The sequence below is a fragment of the Mesorhizobium sp. WSM3860 genome (genome assembly GCF_002294995.1).
In the GTDB taxonomy this organism is placed as follows: Bacteria; Pseudomonadota; Alphaproteobacteria; order Rhizobiales; family Rhizobiaceae; genus Mesorhizobium.
In genome coordinates, this window is the sequence record NZ_NSGF01000003.1 from 163,724 (window position 1) to 184,518 (window position 20,795).

The 20,795-nt window shown below is 63.2% G+C and carries 21 protein-coding genes; 8 read left to right on the plus strand and 13 right to left on the minus strand.

All coding sequences use genetic code 11. The annotated features are described in order from the left end of the window. Positions 1 to 15: 15 nt before the first annotated feature. A complete protein-coding gene (locus CK220_RS07285; RefSeq protein WP_095810886.1) occupies positions 16 to 543 on the minus strand; it encodes a nuclear transport factor 2 family protein in 528 nt (175 codons plus the stop codon). A gap of 115 nt (positions 544 to 658) precedes the next feature. Here CK220_RS07285 and CK220_RS07290 point away from each other — a divergent pair, with 115 nt between their 5' ends. Then, positions 659 to 1,585, plus strand: a complete 927-nt coding sequence (locus tag CK220_RS07290) for a LysR family transcriptional regulator (RefSeq protein WP_095810887.1) — start codon at positions 659 to 661, stop codon at positions 1,583 to 1,585. 27 nt (positions 1,586 to 1,612) lie between these two features. Here the strand turns inward: CK220_RS07290 and tsf are convergent, their stop codons facing one another. The 5 genes from tsf to CK220_RS07315 form a co-directional block, all read right to left on the minus strand. After that, a complete protein-coding gene (gene tsf, locus CK220_RS07295) occupies positions 1,613 to 2,533 on the minus strand; it encodes a translation elongation factor Ts (RefSeq protein ID WP_095810888.1) in 921 nt (306 codons plus the stop codon). 119 nt (positions 2,534 to 2,652) lie between these two features. Next, positions 2,653 to 3,432, minus strand: coding sequence for a 30S ribosomal protein S2 (gene rpsB / locus CK220_RS07300; protein ID WP_059188654.1), 780 nt, complete (start codon positions 3,430 to 3,432; stop codon positions 2,653 to 2,655). Positions 3,433 to 3,691: 259 nt separating this feature from the next. After that, on the minus strand, positions 3,692 to 3,970 hold the full coding sequence (locus CK220_RS07305) for a DUF4031 domain-containing protein (protein WP_095810889.1): 279 nt from the start codon (positions 3,968 to 3,970) through the stop codon (positions 3,692 to 3,694). A 64-nt stretch (positions 3,971 to 4,034) separates the two neighbouring features. Beyond that, entirely contained in the window at positions 4,035 to 5,330 is a 1,296-nt protein-coding gene (locus CK220_RS07310; protein ID WP_095810890.1) for a hypothetical protein, read from the minus strand. A gap of 94 nt (positions 5,331 to 5,424) precedes the next feature. Next, positions 5,425 to 6,255 (minus strand): cell envelope integrity EipB family protein, encoded by an 831-nt coding sequence (locus CK220_RS07315; protein WP_095810891.1) that lies wholly within the window; start codon positions 6,253 to 6,255, stop codon positions 5,425 to 5,427. 138 nt (positions 6,256 to 6,393) lie between these two features. Here CK220_RS07315 and CK220_RS07320 point away from each other — a divergent pair, with 138 nt between their 5' ends. The 5 genes from CK220_RS07320 to CK220_RS07340 all read left to right on the plus strand — a co-directional run bounded on the left by CK220_RS07320 (position 6,394) and on the right by CK220_RS07340 (position 10,883). Further along, positions 6,394 to 6,858 (plus strand): RidA family protein, encoded by a 465-nt coding sequence (locus CK220_RS07320; protein ID WP_095810892.1) that lies wholly within the window; start codon positions 6,394 to 6,396, stop codon positions 6,856 to 6,858. A 12-nt stretch (positions 6,859 to 6,870) separates the two neighbouring features. Beyond that, positions 6,871 to 7,599: a glycerophosphodiester phosphodiesterase gene (locus CK220_RS07325; protein WP_095810893.1), complete on the plus strand. Its 729-nt coding sequence runs from the start codon at positions 6,871 to 6,873 to the stop codon at positions 7,597 to 7,599. 158 nt (positions 7,600 to 7,757) lie between these two features. Next, positions 7,758 to 8,972, plus strand: a complete 1,215-nt coding sequence (locus CK220_RS07330) for a GNAT family N-acetyltransferase (RefSeq protein ID WP_095810894.1) — start codon at positions 7,758 to 7,760, stop codon at positions 8,970 to 8,972. Between the two features lie 176 nt (positions 8,973 to 9,148). Beyond that, a complete protein-coding gene (locus CK220_RS07335; RefSeq protein WP_095810895.1) occupies positions 9,149 to 9,577 on the plus strand; it encodes an HIT family protein in 429 nt (142 codons plus the stop codon). A gap of 211 nt (positions 9,578 to 9,788) precedes the next feature. Beyond that, entirely contained in the window at positions 9,789 to 10,883 is a 1,095-nt protein-coding gene (locus CK220_RS07340; protein WP_245429026.1) for a phosphatase PAP2 family protein, read from the plus strand. Positions 10,884 to 11,120: 237 nt separating this feature from the next. Here CK220_RS07340 and clpA read toward each other — a convergent pair whose 3' ends face one another. From clpA to CK220_RS07355, 3 genes are all read right to left on the minus strand, one after another. After that, on the minus strand, positions 11,121 to 13,586 hold the full coding sequence (gene clpA / locus CK220_RS07345; protein ID WP_095810896.1) for an ATP-dependent Clp protease ATP-binding subunit ClpA: 2,466 nt from the start codon (positions 13,584 to 13,586) through the stop codon (positions 11,121 to 11,123). Positions 13,587 to 13,592: 6 nt separating this feature from the next. Then, the gene (gene clpS / locus CK220_RS07350) at positions 13,593 to 13,919 is read right to left on the minus strand and encodes an ATP-dependent Clp protease adapter ClpS (protein WP_041000825.1); all 327 of its coding nucleotides are present in this window, start codon (positions 13,917 to 13,919) and stop codon (positions 13,593 to 13,595) included. Between the two features lie 277 nt (positions 13,920 to 14,196). Continuing rightward, positions 14,197 to 14,526, minus strand: a complete 330-nt coding sequence (locus CK220_RS07355) for a phasin family protein (protein WP_095810897.1) — start codon at positions 14,524 to 14,526, stop codon at positions 14,197 to 14,199. A gap of 287 nt (positions 14,527 to 14,813) precedes the next feature. Here CK220_RS07355 and CK220_RS07360 point away from each other — a divergent pair, with 287 nt between their 5' ends. Beyond that, positions 14,814 to 16,268 (plus strand): D-alanyl-D-alanine carboxypeptidase, encoded by a 1,455-nt coding sequence (locus CK220_RS07360; protein WP_095810898.1) that lies wholly within the window; start codon positions 14,814 to 14,816, stop codon positions 16,266 to 16,268. 41 nt (positions 16,269 to 16,309) lie between these two features. On the opposite strand, the gene CK220_RS07365 is transcribed toward CK220_RS07360, so the two are convergent. The 3 genes from CK220_RS07365 to CK220_RS07375 form a co-directional block, all read right to left on the minus strand. Then, positions 16,310 to 17,008: a molecular chaperone DnaJ gene (locus CK220_RS07365; protein WP_095810899.1), complete on the minus strand. Its 699-nt coding sequence runs from the start codon at positions 17,006 to 17,008 to the stop codon at positions 16,310 to 16,312. Between the two features lie 123 nt (positions 17,009 to 17,131). Continuing rightward, entirely contained in the window at positions 17,132 to 17,569 is a 438-nt protein-coding gene (locus tag CK220_RS07370) for a DUF1489 family protein (RefSeq protein WP_095810900.1), read from the minus strand. Between the two features lie 140 nt (positions 17,570 to 17,709). Beyond that, the gene (locus CK220_RS07375) at positions 17,710 to 19,113 is read right to left on the minus strand and encodes an L-serine ammonia-lyase (protein WP_095810901.1); all 1,404 of its coding nucleotides are present in this window, start codon (positions 19,111 to 19,113) and stop codon (positions 17,710 to 17,712) included. A gap of 173 nt (positions 19,114 to 19,286) precedes the next feature. Here CK220_RS07375 and CK220_RS07380 point away from each other — a divergent pair, with 173 nt between their 5' ends. Continuing rightward, on the plus strand, positions 19,287 to 20,006 hold the full coding sequence (locus CK220_RS07380; RefSeq protein WP_095811162.1) for a DUF599 domain-containing protein: 720 nt from the start codon (positions 19,287 to 19,289) through the stop codon (positions 20,004 to 20,006). Here the strand turns inward: CK220_RS07380 and CK220_RS07385 are convergent. Then, the gene (locus CK220_RS07385; RefSeq protein WP_095810902.1) at positions 19,979 to 20,776 is read right to left on the minus strand and encodes a YdcF family protein; all 798 of its coding nucleotides are present in this window, start codon (positions 20,774 to 20,776) and stop codon (positions 19,979 to 19,981) included. The genes CK220_RS07380 and CK220_RS07385 overlap by 28 nt on opposite strands. Between the last annotated feature and the right edge of the window lie 19 nt (positions 20,777 to 20,795).

Here is a 20,795-nt window from a genome sequence, read left to right on the forward strand (position 1 = left end):
CGTGTTTGATCTCGATTATTGGCCGGGCGTCGTCTTCACCCAGGGATTGCCGCGCTCATGCGTCATGCGGAACCTGAAGCCGTCGACCTTCCAGCCTTGAGCCGAGCGGCTCAGGCGATGCTCATAGGTGCCCCAGACCTCCCAGAGCGGATCGCCATTGCCTTCCATCTTGTTCCAGGCATAGCCGTTGGAGAGGACAGTCGCCTTGTTGCCTTCGATGGTGGTCTGATGGTTGGTCCGCAGGTGCAGGCTCGTTTTGCTGCCCTTGAGATTGGCAGCCCAGGCGCCGATCAGATCGTCGGAGGCAATCGTAGCCGCGGGCTGTCCGGAAAGGCTGCTGAAGTCGGCGGTGACCCGGTCGGCGAAGTAGCTCCGGGCGAGCTTCCAGTCCTGCGCATCGACGGCGCGGTCAATCGCATCCGCGATGCGGATGACGGCGCGCTCATCGGCGAGCGCTTGCCAGCTTATCGATTCGGTTCCGCCGGCATCGACCGGCGCCAGCGCCAGTCCTGCCGCGAAGGTCGCATGCCTCAACGCATTCATTTTTCTTCTCCTCGAGCACCAGCCCCACCGCCGATGTGTTGGCGACAATGTGGACCACCTTGGCAGCGTCGATAAGATTGCATTCTTCGCAAGGACTATGCGATGTTATTCATGAATGGATCGAGATCTGCTGACGCATCTGCCGGTGATCGTCGCCGTGGCTCGTCGCGGCGGCTTCGCGCTTGCCGCGGCCGAGCTCGGCATGAGTCCGTCGGCGGTCAGCCATGCAGTACGGCTGATGGAAGAGCGCATCGGCCAGCCGCTGTTTGCGCGCACGACGCGCAGCGTTTCGCTGACCGAAGCCGGCAAGGCGCTGGTGGACACCGCGGCCCCTGCCCTGCAGGACATCTATGAGCGGATCGACCGCATCCGCGGCGTCAAGGGCAGGCCCTCCGGCCTGCTCAGGATCAATGCGTCGAATATCGCGATCCCCCTGGCGGTGACGCCGGTGATCGCGGCCATGGCCGAACGCTATCCGGACGTGACGGTCGAGGTCTTTGCCGACCAAGCCCTGGTCGATATCGTCGGCGAGGGTTTCGATGCCGGCATCAGGCTGGGCGAGATGATCGCACAGGACATGATCACCGTGCGGCTTACGCCCCCGTTCAAGGCCATGGTTGTCGCCTCGCCGGCCTATGTCGGAAAGCACGGCCGTCCGCGCGAGGTGGCCGACCTCGCCAAGCACAATTGCATCGGCTACCGGCTTGTCGGCTCCGGCGGGCTCTATCGTTGGGATCTGAACGAGAACGGCAAGGATGTCGTGGTCGAGACGCGCGGCACGGCCGTCGTCACGGATTCGCTTGGCGCCATCGACCTTGCGCTAGCGGGCGTCGGGCTCGCCTATGTGTTCGAGCCCCTTGTGCGCGCCGATCTCGCCGCGGGTCGCCTGGTCCAGATCCTGCCGAAGACGGCGATCGAGGAGCCGGGCCTGTTCCTCTATTTCCCGCGCCGGGCGTCGATGGCGCCGAAGCTCAGAGCCTTTATCGATGCCGCACAAGAGATCGGCCGGGCATCCATGCGGACACCCGGCCGAGTTGCCTGAGCTCTCTAGCCTTACTTTTTCTTCGGGCTATTTCTTGACCGCGGCCGCGACTTCTGCCGCGAAATCGGTCGTTTCCTTCTCGATGCCTTCGCCCAGCGCGAAGCGCAGGTAAGCGGTGATCTTGGCCGGCGCGCCGATCTCCTTCTCGGCATCCTTCAGCGCCTTCTCGACGGTGATGTCGGGATTGAGCACGAAGGCCTGCTTCAGGAGCACCACCTCTTCATAGAACTTGCGCAGCCGACCCTCTACCATCTTCTCGATGATCGCTTCCGGCTTGCCGGACTGGCGCGCCTGGTCGGAGAAGATCGCCTTCTCGCGCTCGACCAGCGCCGGGTCGACTTCCTCGGCAGTCAGCGCAACCGGGTTGGTCGCGGCGACATGCATGGCGACTTGGCGGCCGAAGGCGTTCGCCGCATGCTCATTGCCGGTGGTCTCGATCGCGACCAGCACGCCGAGCTTGCCGAGGCCGTCGGCGACGGCATTGTGGACATAGGTCGCGACCGCGCCATGCGGGACAGTGAGCTTGGCCGAGCGGCGGAAGCCCATGTTCTCGCCGATGGTGCCGACCGCGTCCTTGATAGTGTCGGTGACCGACTTGTCGGAGCCCGGATACTTGGCCGCGGCAACCGCTTCGGTCGTGCCGTAGGCGAGCGCCACCTTGGCGACGTTGGCGACGATCTCCTGGAAGGCGGCATTGCGGGCGACGAAGTCGGTCTCGGAATTCACCTCGACGACCGCGGCTTCGCGAACACCGGAATCGACGCCGATCAGGCCCTCAGCCGCGGTGCGGCCGGCCTTCTTGTCGGCCTTGGAGATGCCCTTCTTGCGCAGCCAGTCGACGGCCGCTTCCATGTCGCCGTTGGTTTCGTTCAACGCCGCCTTGCAGTCCATCATGCCCGCGCCGGTCAAGTCGCGGAGTTCTTTGACCTGTGCAGCCGAAATGCTCATTGTCGCCTCTTTGTTTCAAATGCGCCGACGCACCATCGAATCCCGATGATGCGCCCGGCAAAAGCGCTTTAGCGCGCCAACTTATTGGAAAGATGAAGGCCGGAGCCGGCCTTCGCTTTTCAAGCTTCCGGAGCTTCAGTGGCCGGAGTGTCGAGCGCCGGTTCAACCGGGGCTTCGGCCGACGCGCCGATGTCCATGCCGAGCGCGCCCTGCTGCCTGGCGATGCCGTCGATGGCAGCCTTGGCGATCAGATCGCAGTAGAGCTGGATAGCGCGGGCCGCGTCGTCATTGCCGGGAATCGGGAAGTCGATCTTGTCCGGGTCGCAATTGGAATCGATGATGGCGACGACCGGGATGCCGAGGCGCTTGGCCTCGAGGATGGCAATCGCTTCCTTGTTGGTGTCGATGACGAACATCAGGTCCGGCGTCGAGCCCATGTCCTTGATGCCGCCCAGCGCCTTGTTGAGCTTCTCGCGCTCGCGGTCGAGGTTGAGGCGCTCCTTCTTGGTGAGGCCCTGGGCCTCGCCGGCCAGCGTCTCGTCGAGCTTGCGCAGGCGCTGGATCGAATTCGAGATCGTCTTCCAGTTGGTCAGCATGCCGCCCAGCCAACGCGAGTTGACATAGTACTGGGCCGATCGCTGCGCGGCGTCGGCGACGATGTCCGAAGCCTGGCGCTTGGTGCCGACGAACAGCACGCGGCCGCCCTTGGCGACGGTGTCGGAAACCTGCTTCAGGGCCTGGTGCAGCAGCGGCACCGTCTGCGACAGGTCGATGATGTGGATGTTGTTGCGGGCGCCGTAGATGTAGGGCGCCATCTTCGGGTTCCAGCGGTGGGTCTGGTGGCCGAAGTGAACACCAGCTTCCAGAAGCTGGCGCATGCTGAAATCAGGCAGAGCCATTCTTTAGTTCCTTTCCGGTTGGCCTCCACGGACACAGGCATTTCGGACTTGTGTCCTGATGCCACCGGAGGTTTCAGCCGGATTTCTCCCGGGCAGACACCAAAGTCCGTGTGTGGAATGAGCGCGCATATAGAGGGGAAGCGCCACAAACGCAAGCCGGGCGCCGGAAAACGCTTCCACCTGCGGCGATCCGCGCAGCCAATGCATGTCGCCCAGAAGTGTGCTGCGGTTCTGGGACAACGACACGCATCAAAGCAGATCAGCGTTTCGCCTTGCCGTTCGGCACCCGCACGCGGCGGAAGACGGCGACGATCTCCTCGCGACTGCATTCGACCGCGCCAAGCCGCACGGCGCGGTCGCGCTCGAAGCCGGTGATATCGTAATGCGGCGCCGAAGTCTTCGGCGGCCCCTGATAGGACGAGCGCTTGAGGCCGAGCTCGGCGGCAAAGCGGTGGAGCTCGTCGGTGTCGTCGGCGAGCAAATGGCACCAGCGATGGCCGGCCCATTTCCAGATCGCCGCATCGACATAGACAGCCATCGAGCTTGCCGCACTCCAACCGACATCGGCGGCCCGCTCACAATCACCCCGGGCCGACGCGAAGTCAGCGATGATAGAAGGGATTCGGATAGGAAATGAAGCCGCCGGCGGCTTCGAGTTCGGTCACCATCCTCGAGACCGCTTCCTGCATCTGTGAGCGCAGCATGGCGAGCGCCTCTTCGACCGAACCATCATAAGCATGAAGTGCCAACGGCTCCGGCACGCGGATGTGAGCGCAGCGCGGCCCGGCGGGCTGCGGAATGAAGCGGTTGATCGAGTCGCGCAAGGTGCCTTTGCAATAGTCGTTGCGGATGCGCTTCAGATGCTCGGCGATCTCCTCCTGCATTATCGTCTGATTAGCGAAGGCCCAGTGGCCGACGCGCTGGATGCGCTGGATCGTTTCCGCCAGTTTTCGCACGCGTTTTTGCTCATCCGCATCAGCCTTGCCCTCGCGCAGCCAGCGGCGCGAATGCCGCAGCAACTCGGCCAAGTCGAGGTCGGGTTCGGCCGCAAGGGCATCGGCGAGCCGCAGGCCAAGCTCGGCCAGCACCCTTTGCTGGCGGCTGGCAAAGGAAGCGCCCGCCTCTGCGGTCAGGCCGCAGGCCTTTTCGTCGCGGGACAGCACGCTTGAATAGATGCGGTAGACGCGTTCCGGCAGCGAGCCGTCTCCGGCCTCTTCGATTTTCAGGCTCTTCTCGACATAGGCGCATTCCCTGGCGAGCGGCCGCTCGACAGTGCCGATAAAGGCGAGCTTCCAGACAACAGGAGCGACCCAGACTTTGAAATCCTTGTTGGTTTCGCGCCCGCGCTTCAGCGCCGCCAGCCCCATCTCCACCGCGCCGGGAAGCAGCGGCGCGACATAGTTGCCGTGCCAGCCGACGCTGCCTTCCGGATGAAGCAGCACGCCATGGCCCTTCAGCGCCCAGTCGACCGAATGCGCTTTGGCGGCTTCGCTGTTGCCGGGAATCTGCGCGATCAGATTGTTGGCCAGCCAGAATTTCTGCATCAGCCGGCCGAGCCCATTCACCACGCCATGTGTTGCCCATGAGGCGGCAAGCGGGCTGACGCGCGAGACGAGCTCCTTGTCGATCATCCAGTCGGTGAAGAATTCCGGATGGTTGGGCGTGATGAACGTCGCTTGGCCTTCGCCGCAGCAGGCCTGCAGCTTCTGCTGGTCGGCGACGGGAAAATCGATGTGGCGGACATTGGCGACGCCGCGCAGGCCGGCGAGCCGATTGAACGGCAACAGGTCGCGGAAGCCGGGAACCCCACGCAGCATGACGATGCGGTTGACGATCGTCATCACCTTGATCAGCGCCGGATTGGGTCGCGGCGCCACGAAGACGTCGATCCTGCCCAAGCTTTCCCCCGAAATGCCTACGGGAATGCTGGAACGGGATTGCGGCGCCTTCAAGTCAGGCGCCGCGACGCATCGCGTAGTGGTTAACCCGCCGCTATTTCGAGGCCGGACAGGGCTTCGCCTGATCGAACAGCGACAAATCCACCAATTTCCCGGTCATCGAGAAGTCGCCATAGTCCATGACGAGGTCGCGCGTGATGCCGTTCTCATGCAGCTTGAAGCTGATCCGGTACTCCGGCACCTCTTCGCCGCTTTTATCGGTGTCGTCGAAATAGGCGATGTCGACTGGCCAGTATTTGTCGGTGGCAAGCTTTGCGAGCGCCGGCGCTTCCGGGTCCGCCTTGTCGGCGTCGGCTCTCTTGCCGACGACGACGGTGGTAGTCATCACCTTGTTGGCATCCTCGGAGCCGTCGAACAGATTGGTCTGATAGAAGTTCTCTCCCTTCTCGGCCTTGCCGATCAGTTCCACGAGGTGCTGGGTGGGGAACTGCGTGGCGGCGAGTTCGAGCGTGTTCTTGTCGGGTTTGTCGATATTGACTTTAAGGCCTTTCGGCTCTCTGGTCGCCATACCCTTGACCTCCTTGTCGAGGTTCTGGTCGACGAAGGACTTGGTCACGAAGGAGAAGGTCTTGCCTTCGGCGTCCTCGAACGTCGTCGTCTGCTGGTCGGTCAGCCTGGTGTTCTCGCTGGTGACGATCTGGGTGACGAAACGGAACTTCACCGTATAGCCCTCGCAGGGAGAGCCGTTGAACTCATAAACCATGCGGCCGGAAATACCTGTGATGCCCGAGCGGTCGGACGCCTTGTTGAGGGTAAGGTCGTAGACGGCGCGGTGCGCCTGCAGCGCGGGCACGGCAAGGGCCGGAGCCATCGGGATGGCCGCCGACACGAGAGCGGCGGAAAGAAAAAGGCGCGTCAAGCGCATGCAGTGCTCCGATCGTCGCGGCCGATGGCAGGCCGCAGGGAAAGATGGTCCAGCTTAAAAAAAGTCGTGGCGGAAGCGAGGCAAAAATAGCAATTTCGGCCCCGCCAACGCGGCGCCTTCCAGCAATAGGGAAAACCAATGAGCGAAACAATCGAAAAGCGGCTAAGCGATCTCGGCGTTACCATTCCGGCCGCCGCAGCGCCGGCCGCCAACTACGTGCCCTACTGCCGGACCGGCAACACGCTCTTCACCGCCGGGCAGCTGCCGCTGAAGGACGGCAAGCTGCAGGCAAGCGGGCTGCTTGGCCGCGACATCGATACCGCCGCCGGCAAGGAGGGCGCAAAATTCTGCGCCATCAACATCCTGGCGCAGGCCAAGGCAGCACTTGGCGATCTCGAAAAAATCCGCCGGCTGGTCAAGATCACGGTCTTCGTCGCATCGGCGCCGGACTTCGTCGAGCAGCATCTGGTCGCCAACGGCGCCTCCGACTTCTTCGTCGCGGTCCTCGGCGAACGTGGCAAGCACGCCCGCTCCGCCGTCGGCACCGCTTCGCTCCCGCTCAATGCGGCGGTCGAGATCGAAGCGATCTTCGAAGTCGAGTGAAACGAGCCTGACATGACCGACCTTTCCTGGTTGATTGCCCGCCCGGTCGCGCATCGCGGCTTCCATGACATGAACAAGACACGCTGGGAGAACACGCTGTCGGCCTTCGCCGCGGCAGCCGAGCGCGGTTACGCGATTGAATGCGACGTGCATATCTCGTCCGATGGCGTTCCCGTCATCATCCACGACGGCGACCTGAAACGCCTGACAGGCGAGGATGGCTTCGTCTGGCAACGCACCGCGGCCGAGCTCACCGCGCTCAAGGTGGGCGGCACGAAAGATCATGTGCCGACGCTGCAGGAGGCGCTCGACCTGATCGACGGGCGCGTGCCGCTGGTGGTCGAGCTGAAAGGTGTTGCCGGCCACGACAAAGGATTGGTTGCGAGCGTCGGCGGGCTGCTCAAGCGCTACAATGGCAAGGTGGCGATCATGTCGTTTGACCATTGGCTGATCCGCGACTTCGCCAAGGAGGCGCCGGGCATTCCCGGCGGGCTGACCGCCTACGGCAAGGACGACCAGCTGATCGAGGCGCATTTTGCGATGCTGGCGCACAACCTCGCCTTCACCTCTTACGCCGCCGGCGATCTGCCGAACCCGTTCGTCAGCTTCGTGCGCGAAAAGCTCAGGATGCCAGTCATCACCTGGACCGTGCACGACCAGCCGGCGGTCGACCTCACCTTCAAATATGCCGACCAGATGACCTTCGAAGGCTTTGAGCCGGACCTGGTCAAGGTCGCCTAGAGCTGGATGAATTCAGGTCGAACGACCTGGATCAGATCCGCCTAAAGAGAGAGCATGATGTCGTCCGAAAACCGCTTCACACTTTTCGGCATCGATGCTGCTGAGGCAGTGCCTGAAACGTGACTTGTAGCTGCCCTGAGGACGCTTAAATAAGCCGGATGGATCAGGGTGACGACGACGATGGACGGACAGCGAATGCGGACTTTACGGTCCGCGTCGCGGCGGGCATCGGCGCATTCACCTGCGATGAATGGAACGGCTTCGCCGCAACCACGCGCGGCGACAAAGCCAAAGGCTACAACCCGCTCGTTTCATTCGCTTTTCTGAGCGCGCTTGAGGAGTCTGGCTGTGCCGTGCGGCGCACCGGCTGGCAGGGTCATCACCTCCGGCTCGAGACGGCGCAGGGCAAGCTGCTGGGCGCCGTTCCTTGCTATCTCAAATCGCACAGTCAGGGCGAATATGTCTTCGACCATGGCTGGTCGGACGCGTTCGAGCGCGCCGGTGGACGCTATTACCCCAAGCTGCAATGCTCGGTGCCGTTCACGCCGGTCACCGGCCCTCGCCTGCTCGTAAGCAGGGGCGAGGACGAAGGCGCGGTGAAGGCCGGCCTTGCCGCCGGACTGAAATTGGTGAGCGACAAGCTTGGCGTGTCTTCCGCGCATGTCACCTTCGCGGCCGAGCCCGACATCGCGACGCTCGAGGCAGCGGGTTTCCTGCACCGGACCGATCAGCAGTTCCATTTCTTCAACGAAGGCTTTTCGAGCTATGACGACTTCCTCGCCACGCTGGCCTCACGCAAGCGCAAGGCGCTGAAGAAGGAGCGCCGCGAGGCGCTGGCGGACGGCATCTCTATCGATTGGCTGACCGGCAGGGACCTCACCGAACGGGCCTGGGACGATTTCTTCGGTTTCTACATGGATACCGGCGGCAGGAAATGGGGCCGCCCCTATCTCAATCGCCAGTTCTTCTCACTGATCGGCGAGCGCATGGCCGAGGACATTCTGCTGGTCATGGCCAAGCGCAACGGCCGCTACATTGCGGGCGCCATCAACTTCATCGGCTCCGACGCGCTTTACGGCCGCAACTGGGGCTGCATCGAGGATCACCCCTTCCTGCATTTCGAGGTCTGCTACCATCAGGCGATCGACTTCGCGATCGAGCGCAAGTTGAAGGTGGTGGAGGCCGGCGCGCAAGGCGAGCACAAGCTGGCGCGCGGCTACCAGCCGGTGACCATGCATTCGGCGCACTACATCGCCCATCCCGGCCTGCGCAACGCGGTCGCCGACTACCTTCGCCGCGAGAGGCGCGAGGTGGAGCGGATGGGGGAGTATCTCGAAGAGCACACCCCGTTCCGCAAGGATCTCAAGGAATAGCTGGGGCCTTGCCATCCACAGTCATCCTGACATTGAGGTATCAGACGACAAACACCCGCGTTCATTAAACAGCGATGGCCGACGACCGCGCACTGCCGACAGATCGGCCCAATCGTCTTGCCGCTCGGAAGCGGCTTCGCTACACCGGACGACGACGATAATCCGGAGTGCCCGCCATGGCCGAAGCCTACGATCCCGGCAACATCTTTGCGAAGATCCTGCGCGGCGAAATCCCCTCGCACCGCATCTATGAGGACGACGCGGTCGTTGCCTTCATGGATGTGATGCCGCAAGGGGTTGGCCACACGCTGGTGGTGCCGAAGGCGCCGTCGCGCAATATCCTCGACGCCGATCCGGCAACATTCGGTCCGCTGTTTGCCGTGGTGCAGAAGGTGGCGGTTGCCGTGAAAGAGGCCTTCAACGCCGACGGCGTCACCTTGATGCAATTCAACGAGCGGGCCTCCGGGCAGACCGTCTACCATCTCCATGTCCACGTCATTCCGCGCTTCGACGGCGTGCCGCTGAAGCCCCATTCCGGGCAGATGGAAAAGCCGGAAGTGCTGGCCGAGAACGCCGGCAAGATCCGCGCGGCACTGGGAAACTAAAGCGCGCCGCCCGCCGGCTTTGAAGGCCGACCGATAAGATCGGACTGACGATCACGATTTCGATTTGCCGCGACAACCTCCGCGCGTTTTCCCGCGGCCGGCCGCGTGCGGCGCCGGATGCGACCGTTTGCACTCGAATCGTTTGGTTAGGAAATATCGAACCATCTCGCTGTAAAACGCGGAGGCATAGCGAGCTAGTGGGTTTCAAACCATGGAAAATTCGGTTGCGGCGTCGACCCCCCTTGCGAGGACGGCTGTCGGACGTGCCTTTCTGATTGCGCTGGCGGACGCCTTTCGACGGCACCGATTGCTCCACGCCTTGGCCGTCGGCGCCCTGCTTCTGGCAACAGCGATCGGCATGCGCACCGGAAACATGCCGGATTTCGGCGTACTGAAGGAATACATTGAGTACCTTCTCATCGCTTTCTGGATCTGCGGCTGCCTCTTTGCACTTGGGATCTTTCTTCACCTTGCGCTGGTCAAACGGGATGCCGAACCGCTCGGCACCTTTCTGAAATCGCTGGGCAGCTTTTTCGGCGACGCCGAACGCACTGCCAATAGCCTCAACGGCCTGACCGCGAGCATCGCCTTCGTATCGGCCGTCGGTGTGCTGAAAGGAGCCATCGCAATCCTCTCCCCTTTTGCATGGGACAAGGCGCTGGCCCACGCCGATCGGATCCTGCATTTCGGTAGAGCCCCGGACGAATGGCTGTGGTTTGTCGTTCAGTCGCCATTTGCATTGAGGATGCTCAATATCGCATACAATTTCTGGTTCATCGTGCTCATCGCCACGGTTTTCACCGCCTGCATCACGCGCAAAGATACGAAGCTGCGTCATCAGTTCCTGATGAGTTTCATGCTGATATGGACGCTTGGCGGCTTCTTCCTGGCGATGGGGCTGTCCTCGGCCGGGCCGTGCTTTTACGAGCGACTGGGACTCGGCGGTGACTTTCGCCCCCTCATGCAGGCCCTCGCCGCCGCCGATCGCGTTTATCCGATTTGGGCGCTCAGCACGCAGGACATGCTATGGAGCGGCTATACCGGCGCGACCGTCGGCAGCATCGGAATATCCGCTTTCCCGTCCATGCACGTGGCGATGGCGGTGCTTTTCTCTCTCTACGCAACGGGGCGCTCCCGGCCGGCCGGTATCCTGATGTGGGCATTCGCTGCTCTGATAATGGTCGGCTCGGTCGCACTTGGCTGGCATTATGCCATCGACGGCTACGCGGGTGCGCTCTTGTCGATCATGATCTGGAAGGCGTGCGGATATTTCCTGACACGCTTCGCGCCGGACGGCGTTGCTTGACTCTGCAGCCAGCAAACATTTCCCGGCGGCGGCAATGCTCGACTTCCGGAGGGCGGCGCGCCATTCAGTATGATGATTTGGCCAGCCGCCATGTGCCGGTTCCTCCCCAACGAAAAAGCCCCGTTGCCGGGGCTTTTTGACTTCAACGCATGTCGCCAAAGGTGGGCAGCGGTTTTGGTAACAAACACCTGGAGCGCGCCGCCTGAATCCGTTTCAGCGCGACGCGCATTAGGTCGATCAGCCCTTGCGGGGCAGTTGCGGCACCAGGCTTCGCTTGCCGCCGTCCTTGCCCTTCGGCTCCGGCTTCTGCGCCACCGCCTTCTTGGCGGCAGGCTTCTTCGCCGCCGCCTTCCTCGGCTTCGGCGCGTCCTCCGGCTCTTCCTTCTTCGGCTTCACCGGGGCTTCATCGGCCAACGATTCGAGCTTCAGGCCGGTCTCGCCGGTTTCCTTCTTCTCGACGGTGACGCGCACCGTGCCGCCCTTCTTCAGCTTGCCGAACAGCACCTCGTCGGCCAGCGGCTTCTTGATGTGCTCCTGAATGACGCGGCCGAGCGGACGCGCGCCCATGCGCTCGTCATAGCCCTTGTCGGCCAGCCAGGCGATCGCGTCCGGCGACAGGTCGAAGGTGACGCCGCGCTCGGAAAGCTGGGCCTCGAGCTGCATGACGAACTTCTGCACCACCTGATGGATCACCGGCACCGGCAGCGAGCCGAACGGGATGATCGCGTCGAGGCGGTTGCGGAATTCCGGCGTGAACAACCGGTTGATCGCCTCGACGTCGTCGCCCTCGCGCTTGGTCGAGCCGAAGCCGATCGCCGCGCGCTGAGCGTCCGATGCGCCCGCATTGGTCGTCATGATCAGGATGACGTTGCGGAAGTCGATCTGCTTGCCGTTGTGGTCGGTCAGCTTGCCGTGATCCATCACCTGCAACAGGATGTTGAACAGGTCCGGATGCGCCTTCTCCACCTCGTCGAGCAGCAGCACGCAATGGGGATGCTGGTCGACACCGTCGGTCAGGAGGCCACCCTGGTCGAAGCCGACATAGCCGGGAGGTGCGCCGATCAGCCGCGAGACGGTGTGGCGTTCCATGTATTCCGACATGTCGAAGCGGATCAGCTCGACGCCGAGCGAGGCGGCAAGCTGCTTGGCCACTTCCGTCTTGCCGACTCCGGTCGGCCCCGAGAACAGGTAGGAACCGATCGGCTTTTCCGGCTCGCGCAGGCCTGCACGCGCCAGCTTGATCGCCGACGTCAGAGCGGTGATCGCGGTATCCTGACCGTAGACGACGCGCTTCAGCTCGATATCGAGACCCTGCAGCACCTTCTCGTCGTCGGCCGAAACCGTCTTCGGCGGGATACGCGCCATGGTGGCGATCGTCGCCTCGATTTCCTTGATGCCGATCGTCTTCTTGCGCTTGGCCTCCGGCACCAGCATCTGCGAGGCGCCGGTCTCGTCGATCACGTCGATCGCCTTGTCCGGCAGCTTGCGGTCATTGATGTAGCGGGCCGACAACTCCACCGAAGCCTTGATCGCCTCGCTCGTGTAGCGGACCTTGTGGAACTCCTCGAAATAGGGCTTCAGGCCCTTCATGATCTCGATGGCGTCCTCGATGGTCGGCTCGTTGACGTCGATCTTTTGGAAGCGCCGCACCAGCGCGCGGTCCTTCTCGAAGAACTGGCGGAACTCCTTGTACGTCGTCGAGCCGATGCAGCGGATCGCGCCGGACGACAGCGCCGGCTTCAACAGGTTCGACGCATCCATGGCGCCGCCGGACGTGGCCCCTGCCCCGATCACGGTGTGAATCTCGTCGATGAACAGCACCGCGCCGGGATAGTCCTCAAGCTCCTTGACGACCTGCTTCAGCCGCTCCTCGAAGTCGCCGCGATAGCGCGTACCGGCCAACAGCGTGCCCATATCGAGCGCGAAAATGGTGGCGTCCTGCAGCACCTCGGGCACGTCGCCTTCGACGATGCGCTTGGCAAGGCCTTCGGCGATCGCCGTCTTGCCGACGCCGGGGTCGCCAACATAGAGCGGGTTGTTCTTGGAGCGGCGGCACAGCACCTGGATAGTGCGATTGATCTCGCTCTCGCGGCCGATCAGCGGATCGATCTTGCCGGCCTTGGCCTTGTTGTTGAGGTTGATGCAGTAGGCCGTCAGCGCGTCCTGCGGCTTCTTCTTGCCGCCGTCCTCCTGCGGCTCGGCGCCGTTCTGGCCGCCCTGCTCATCGTCGGCGCCGCGCGGCGTGCGCGACTCCGAAGCGCCGGGGCGCTTGGCGATGCCGTGGGAGATGTAGTTGACCGCGTCGTAGCGGGTCATCTGCTGTTCCTGCAGGAAATAGGCCGCGTGGCTTTCGCGCTCGGCAAAAATTGCGACGAGCACATTGGCCCCGGACACCTCCTCGCGCCCGGACGACTGCACATGGATGACGGCGCGCTGGATGACGCGCTGGAACCCGGCGGTCGGTTTCGAATCCTCGTCGTAACCGGTGACGAGGTTGTCGAGCTCGGTGTCGATATAGGTCAGAACGGTGTGCTTGAGCTCATCGAGATCGACATTGCAGGCGCGCATCACGGCGGCCGCCTCGGTGTCGTCGATGAGCGCCAGCAGCAGGTGTTCGAGCGTTGCATATTCATGATGCCGCTCGTTGGCGAATGTCAGCGCCTGATGTAGCGCCTTTTCCAGGCCTTGGGAGAAAGCCGGCATGTTACCTCACTTCTTCTCCATCACGCATTGCAGCGGATGCTGATTCTGTCGGGCGAAATCCATGACCTGAGACACTTTGGTCTCGGCCACCTCGAATGTGTAGACCCCGCACTCGCCCACTCCATGATTATGAACATGCAGCATGATGCGTGTGGCGGCCTCGCGGTCCTTCTGGAAAAAACGCTCCAGGACGTGGACCACGAACTCCATGGGAGTGTAGTCGTCGTTAAGGATGAGGACCCTGTAGAGGCTGGGCTTTTTTGTCTTGGTTTTGGTGCGCGTGATGACCGCTGTGCCGCGACCGGGATCGTTGCGGTCGCCGTCACCTTGCATTCGCACCACGCCTGCCGTGGCAGTCAAACCGATCGTCACGTAGTCCTGCCTTTTCGAATCCTCATGCGAGTTCAACATGTAGGTCTTCGATGGCCGATTTTAAGCCCTTCTGTTTAGCTGACAATATGGCTAGGTGCGCAAACTTCAGCGAATTTCTCAATCGTGAATGCGGCAAGGCTCGGGTGGTTGCGGCGGCGCATGAAAAAACCCGGCCGCGCTTTCGCGACCGGGTTGTTTTTGCAGGCCGGCTGGCCGTGTCCGATGTGATCGGACGAAATTACTTCGTCTTGGCGACGACCGATTCGAACGGCTTGTAGGCTTCCTTGGCGAGCTCGGCATAGAGATTGCCGATCTTGCTCGCCTCGGCCACGAAGCTCTCGTAGCTCTGCTTGGCGTAATCGGTCTGGATCTCGATGGCCTTCTCGATCGACTTGGCCGAGAACAGCTTCTCGAAGGCGGCGCTGCCGGCCTCGAAGCTCTTCTTGGTGTACTCGCCGGCTTCGGTCGCGATCGCCTGCGCACCCTTGGTGAGCGAGGCAAAGCTCTTCAGCCCGGTGTCGGCAAACTCCTTGCCGTATTTCGCGAAGTCCTCATAGGTCTGGGTCATTTCATGCTTCCCTTGGTTGAAACGCCCATTTAGCCCCGGGCGCCCTTGTGCAATGCACCGGAATATATTGTGCGCTGCACAAAAGTCAAGATTGCCTTGAGCCGCAAGGGCTCCGCGCGACAGCAACCGCTAAAGTTCGAATAAACAGAGGCTCAAATCGCCAGAAAATGGTGAACGCGACGGTTACCATAAACGGATTGGTAACGCTGACCGCGATAGCTTGGCCGGAAGTGAGGCAGGCACCCCTCCGCCGCCTCCGGGGCAACGAAAATTCAGGGTAAGTAACGGTGCGTCAGGCGTTGTCGGGCTTCGTCTCCAAATCTTCATTCTCCTTCAAGGCAATCATGGTTGCCGCGCTCGCGGTGACGATTGTCGCCGCCGATGTCGCCTCCGCGATGGCCGCCAGGTCTGCCGCGATTGTCGTCGACGCCAAGACCGGCAAGGTGCTTTATTCGGCCGACGCCAACGGCCGGCGCTATCCGGCTTCGCTCACCAAGATGATGACGCTCTACCTCACCTTCGAGGCATTGGCGAAGGGCAGGATCGGCAAGAACACGCCGGTGCCGTTCTCGGCCCATGCCGCGTCCGAACCGCCGACCAAGCTCGGCGTGCGCGCCGGCGGCTCGGTGCCGGTCGAGACCGCGATCCTGTCGATGGTGACGAAGTCCGCGAACGACTCGGCGACCGCGCTGGGCGAGTTGCTCGGCGGCAGCGAAGACAATTTTGCCCGCATGATGACGGCCAAGGCACGTCAGCTCGGCATGAACGGCACTGTCTTCCGCAACGCCAATGGCCTGCCCGATCCGGGCCAGTTCACCACGGCGCACGATATGGCGATGCTCGGCATCGCGCTCCGCGAGCACTTCCCGCAATATTACGGCTATTTCTCGCAGCGCTCGTTCCTCTATGGTCGCCAGCGCATCAACGGCCATAACCGCCTGCTCGGCCGCATCAAGGGTGTTGACGGCATCAAGACCGGCTACACGCGCGCTTCCGGCTACAACCTGGTTTCCTCCGTCGCCGATGGCGATCGCCGCCTTGTCGCGGTGGTGATGGGCGGCGCTTCCGGCCGCAGCCGCGACAACCAGATGGCATCACTGATCAACACCTACCTGTCGCGCGCCTCGACCCGCGGCGGCGGCAACCTGATCGCCAAGGCGGGCGGCGACAATCCGATCAAGGCCCTGGCGAAGGTCCTCCTGCCCAAGCATGGCGCGCCGACTCCGGATGAAAAGCCGGCTGTCGACGACACCGAAGTCGCGTCCGCCGATGACAGCGCGCCGGTCGCTGAGGAAACCAAGCCGGTGATCCAGGTCAGGAAGGTGAAGACGGTTGCGGTGGCCGCCATGGCTCCGGCACCCGCGCCCCAAGAAACCACATCAGAGACCGAAACCGCATCACCGACCGAAGCCACGTCCCAGACAGTTGCCGCTTACGCCGAGCCGGCCGCAGCCGCCGCCCCGGCCGTCGATCCGGTCAAGACGTCCTCGCTGCCGTCTGGATGGGTGGTGCAGGTCGCGTCCTCGCCGACGCAATCGGGGGCTCAGGCCCTTCTCGACAAGACGAGCAAGCAGGCGCCGAAGGTGCTGGCCGATGCATCGGGCTTCACGGTCGCGTTCGACAAGGGCGGCGTCACCTACTACCGCGCCCGCTTTGGCGGTTTCGGCTCGAAGGACGCAGCCTGGAAGGCCTGCGACGCCCTGAAGCGAAGGAAGATCGAGTGCTACGCCGTCCAGCAATAGGCGGCTTTTAAACCTCCCGGGAAGTTCCGCGTCGAAGGAGACTAGTCGTGATTGGAGAGCAAGACGTCCTTGGCTTCATTGATCCGCGCCGCCAGGACAGACGTGCCGCCGACGTCGGCGTTCAGGCGCTGCATCAGGCGGCGGTGCGCCTTGCGGATATCCGCCGCGGCAGCCCCCGCTTCAAGACCAAGGATCTTGTAGGCCTCCTCCTTAGTCATGGCGCCCGCACCTGGCGCAACACCCAGCCCTTCGCCACTGTCCGGCTGCGCGTCCTTGCGCCAGACGGGAAAACGGCCGTCAAGATACGTCTCTAGCAGCTGGCGGCTCTCCGGGTCCGGTCGTAGCTCGACATGGAGTTGCTGCAGTTCCGCGATCCCCATGGCGCTCAGCATTCTCCCCTCATAATGACCGGCGAGAACAAGGCCCTCGAGCTTGCCGCTGTCGTGGTCGAGCTCCATTTCGAGAGCCGCGGTGCGCACGGTTGAGCGCTTGGCCGCGACAGCCTTCGGTGGCGGTCGCCTCGCCCGCATCCAGGCATACCAGCCTGCCGCCGCAATCATCAGCAGGCCGCCAAAGCTGCTGCGGCCGACCACGAGCATCGTCGCCCCGATCAGGCCCAACAGCGCGGGCCCGAGCGCTCTGAGACTGTCCGCCATCCTGGCGGCGTCGGCGCGCACGAAGATTGTCGCGGCGCCGAAAAGCACCAGGAGCACGGCCGCCAATGCGATCATCACGCCCATCTGTTTGCACCGCCATCCAAATGATTGTGCATCGCAATCAAGATGTGGCGCAGGGGCGGCGCTTGCAAGCCCCAAACCGGGCCGCTCGAAGGGCCAGCAAGCGGAAGATGAGGCTCTGCAACCCTATAGCAGGCCGAGTTCAGCAAGCTCCAGGCGCAGTTTCGGCGGCATCTCGGCCAATGCGGCCCTGCCCTTGCCGAGATCGGCCGGAGCGTCCGACAGCTTGAGATAGCGCCAGCCCTGGAAGGCGCGGCGCGGCTGCCAGTCGGTGCGCACCACTTCGGGATCAAGCACCAGATGGCAGCGGCCGATGCCTTCGCCATCGACGAAAGGCCGGATCTCCGTGATGAGCTGCCGGCATTGGACGTTGCCCTTGATCACCCAATAGAGGGAGCCGCCATCGGTGATCTCCCCACCGCGCGTCGGCACCATGCGCGTGGTGTGCCATTGCTCGGCCGGCTCGCCGGCGCGGCGCCGCTCGTCGAGACGGAAAGCGATCCACTCTTCCAGGTCCTCGACGCTGTCGCAGCCGACGCAGAGCTTGATGAGATTGAGAGACATGCCCGCAATCTAGCGACTGCCCCGGAGGCGTTCAACGCCGAGCGAGATTATGCACAGGCCGATTGCTGCCAGATCATGAGGCCAGCGCGGCCGTTTCGATCGCTTCGACAGCCTAAGCCCACCGGGTGGAAAGGGCAGGGTCAGCACTCGACCACGTTGACAGCCAGTCCGCCGAGGCTGGTTTCCTTATACTTCTCGTTCATGTCGAGGCCGGTCTGGCGCATGGTCTCGATCGCAGCATCCAGCGGCACGAAATGCGTGCCGTCGCCTTTGATGGCGAGCGAGGCGGCTGTCACAGCCTTGACCGCGCCCAGAGCATTGCGCTCGATGCAGGGCACCTGCACCAGGCCGCCGACCGGATCGCAGGTCATGCCAAGGTGATGCTCGAGCGCGATTTCGGCGGCGTTCTCGACCTGCTCCGGAGTGCCGCCCATGACGGCGCAAAGCCCGGCCGCCGCCATTGCCGAGGCGGATCCCACTTCACCCTGGCAGCCGACCTCGGCGCCCGAGATCGAAGCGTTTGACTTGATGATGCCGCCGACGGCGGCGGCCGTCAGCAGGAAGTCGCGGATGCTAGGCTGGTCGGCTTCGGGATGGAAATGCAGCCAGTAGCGCAGCACTGCCGGGAGCGTGCCGGCAGCGCCGTTGGTCGGCGCCGTCACCACGCGCCCGCCGGCGGCGTTCTCCTCATTGACCGCCATGGCATAAATCGACAGCCAGTCATTGGCGAGCAAGGGGTTGGGCCGGTTCTGCTGCCACTGTTCCTGCAGCTTGTCATGCAATTGCCGTGCGCGGCGCCGCACCTTCAGCCCGCCCGGCATGACGCCGTCCTGCGACAGACCGCGGTCGATGCAGCCCTTCATGGCGCTCCAGATCGCGTCGAGGCCGGCGTCGAGCTCCTCGCGCGACATGTGCTTTTCCTCGTTGGACCGCTTCATCTCGGCGATTGAAAGCCCAGACTTGGCCGCCATCGACAGCATCTCGACGGCGTTCTTGAACGGATAAGGCACCTTCTTGCCTTCCGTCGTCACCGAGCCTTTGTCTTTCATGCGCTGCAATTCTTCCTCGGAGACGACGAAGCCGCCGCCGATCGAATAATAGATGCGCTTGAGCAGCAGCCGGTCGGAGGCATCGTAGGCATAGAAGGCCATGCCGTTGGCGTGGCCGGTCAGCGGCGTCTTGCGGTCGAGCACCAGATCCTTGGCCGGGTCGAAGCGATAGGTCGGATGCCCAGGCGGCGAAATCCGTTTCTCCGTTCCGATGCGGGCAACGATGCTATCCGCCTCATCCGGATCGACCGTCTGCGGCATCTCGCCGGCCAGGCCGAGGATGACGGCGCGGTCCGAACCATGGCCGATGCCGGTATAAGCGAGCGAGCCGTGCAGGCTGGCGCCGATGCGATCGACCTTCACGCCGGCCGGGCGCGGCCAGTCGTCGGCGAGGATTTCGTCGAGGAAACGGCGCGCGGCCGTCATCGGCCCCATCGTATGCGAGCTCGATGGACCGATGCCGATCTTGAACAGGTCGAAAACCGAAAGGAACACGCGCCGTTGTCTCCTGCAGGCCGCTCAAAACTTACATATAGCAATTCTTGCGATGTTTCCGCTGTTTTGCGTGTCGCGGCGCGGCGTCAGCCGACCTTGTTTGCTCCGGCAGCGACATGTATGCGCTTGCTTCCGCCGTCGAAGCGCCCGCCGGGCCTGTGGTAAGACAACGTATGGGCGATTCCCTTCATCTTTCGGCGACAGACCTGGCCGCTCTTGCCTTTTTCCTGGTCGTCTGGGTGCTTCATACGCTGGCCTCCGACGGCAAGCTCGTTAGCCGTGTGTCGCTGACGACGGCGATGAACGCTCAGCGCGAAGCCTGGATGCGCAACATGGCCGAGCGCGAGGTGCGCATAGTCGATACCGCCATCATGTCCGGGCTGCAGCAAGGCACCGCCTTCTTTGCCTCGAGCTCGCTGATCGCGCTCGGCGGCTGCTTTGCCCTTCTCGGGGCTTCCGACCGGGTTCTAACCATAATGGCTGACCTGCCGTTGGCGTCCGCATCCTCTCGCGAGGCCTTCCAGACCAAGATGTTCGGCCTGGTGTTGATCCTCGCCTTCGCCTTCTTCAAGTTCGGCTGGGCCTACCGGCTGTTCAACTACTGCTCGATCCTGATCGGCGCCGTGCCGGTCCCGCATGGCGAGGCCTCGCGCAATGCGGTCAGCGAGACGGCGGTGTGGCGGGCCACGCGCATGAACGTGCTTGCCGGCAAGCATTTCAATTCCGGCCTGCGCGCCGTCTTCTTCTCAATCGGCTATCTCGGCTCGTTCGTCGGCCCGACGGTGTTCGTGCTGTCGACGCTGGTGCTGCTTGCCGTGCTTGTGCGGCGCCAGTTCTTCTCGGCCGCGCGCCAGGCAGTGCTCGGTCAGCCGCCCGGCGCCGGGAAAGGTTGATCGATGCGGCCCGACAGCCAATAGGCGGAGAGCCCGATCCATTCGCGGATCGCCATGATGGTCGCCTGCAGCGAATCGGCCGGATTGTCGCGGAACAGACCGATGCCTTCCTTGCCTGAGGTGCGGTAGTCGACCGGCCAGGGGACGATTGGAAAACCGGCCTTGTCGAACAGCGCCTTGGCGCGCGGCATATGAAAGGCAGACGTCACCAGCAGCCATGTCTCGCCCGGTCTCGGCTCGACCAGCCTGCGGGTGAAGACGGCATTCTCGTAGGTGTTGCGGGACTTGTTCTCCAGAATCAGGCGATCGGGCGCGACCCCCAGCGCCCCGAGCAGGCGTGGCGCGGTGTCGGCATCGCCCTCGCCGTCCAGGAAAAGCTCGCCATTGCCGCCGGAGACAACCACTTTCGCTTGCGGAAAACGCCTGGCGAGGATCGCGGTCTCGACCATGCGGTCGCCGCCGCTGTTCAGCTCATAGCCGCCGCGCGCCAGATTGATCGCGCCCTCGAAGCCGCCGCCGAGCACAACGATGCCATCGACCTTGCCCGGCAGTGGCGGCTTGGGAAAGCGTTCCTCCAGCGGATTCAGCATCATCGCGCCAAGCGAGGTCCAGGCCGAAAGCGCGAGGATCAGGAAGGCGAGCACGCTGCCGGTGCCAGCCAGCCGACGACGGCCGAAGAGCGCTGCCAGGAAGCCGGCGAGCAGAAGGAAGATCGCCAAGTTGAGCGGCTGGACGAAAAACCAGAGGATCTTGGAAAGATAGTAGAACATCCCTCACCCCGTTTCAGAT

Bases quoted from the DNA above. Each gene is read 5' to 3' on its own strand.
- clpA (WP_095810896.1), bottom strand. From the start codon at position 13,586: ATGCCGGCTTTCTCCCAAGGCCTGGAAAAGGCGCTACATCAGGCGCTG.
- CK220_RS07355 (WP_095810897.1), bottom strand. From the start codon at position 14,526: ATGACCCAGACCTATGAGGACTTCGCGAAATACGGCAAGGAGTTTGCC.
- rpsB (WP_059188654.1), bottom strand. From the start codon at position 3,432: ATGGCTCTGCCTGATTTCAGCATGCGCCAGCTTCTGGAAGCTGGTGTT.
- tsf (WP_095810888.1), bottom strand. From the start codon at position 2,533: ATGAGCATTTCGGCTGCACAGGTCAAAGAACTCCGCGACTTGACCGGC.
- CK220_RS07380 (WP_095811162.1), top strand. From the start codon at position 19,287: ATGGGCGATTCCCTTCATCTTTCGGCGACAGACCTGGCCGCTCTTGCC.
- CK220_RS07340 (WP_245429026.1), top strand. From the start codon at position 9,789: ATGGAAAATTCGGTTGCGGCGTCGACCCCCCTTGCGAGGACGGCTGTC.
- CK220_RS07370 (WP_095810900.1), bottom strand. From the start codon at position 17,569: ATGTCTCTCAATCTCATCAAGCTCTGCGTCGGCTGCGACAGCGTCGAG.
- CK220_RS07320 (WP_095810892.1), top strand. From the start codon at position 6,394: ATGAGCGAAACAATCGAAAAGCGGCTAAGCGATCTCGGCGTTACCATT.
- CK220_RS07315 (WP_095810891.1), bottom strand. From the start codon at position 6,255: ATGCGCTTGACGCGCCTTTTTCTTTCCGCCGCTCTCGTGTCGGCGGCC.
- CK220_RS07285 (WP_095810886.1), bottom strand. From the start codon at position 543: ATGAATGCGTTGAGGCATGCGACCTTCGCGGCAGGACTGGCGCTGGCG.
- clpS (WP_041000825.1), bottom strand. From the start codon at position 13,919: ATGCAAGGTGACGGCGACCGCAACGATCCCGGTCGCGGCACAGCGGTC.
- CK220_RS07290 (WP_095810887.1), top strand. From the start codon at position 659: ATGGATCGAGATCTGCTGACGCATCTGCCGGTGATCGTCGCCGTGGCT.
- CK220_RS07365 (WP_095810899.1), bottom strand. From the start codon at position 17,008: ATGGGCGTGATGATCGCATTGGCGGCCGTGCTCCTGGTGCTTTTCGGC.
- CK220_RS07330 (WP_095810894.1), top strand. From the start codon at position 7,758: ATGGATCAGGGTGACGACGACGATGGACGGACAGCGAATGCGGACTTT.
- CK220_RS07325 (WP_095810893.1), top strand. From the start codon at position 6,871: ATGACCGACCTTTCCTGGTTGATTGCCCGCCCGGTCGCGCATCGCGGC.
- CK220_RS07335 (WP_095810895.1), top strand. From the start codon at position 9,149: ATGGCCGAAGCCTACGATCCCGGCAACATCTTTGCGAAGATCCTGCGC.
- CK220_RS07385 (WP_095810902.1), bottom strand. From the start codon at position 20,776: ATGTTCTACTATCTTTCCAAGATCCTCTGGTTTTTCGTCCAGCCGCTC.
- CK220_RS07305 (WP_095810889.1), bottom strand. From the start codon at position 3,970: ATGGCTGTCTATGTCGATGCGGCGATCTGGAAATGGGCCGGCCATCGC.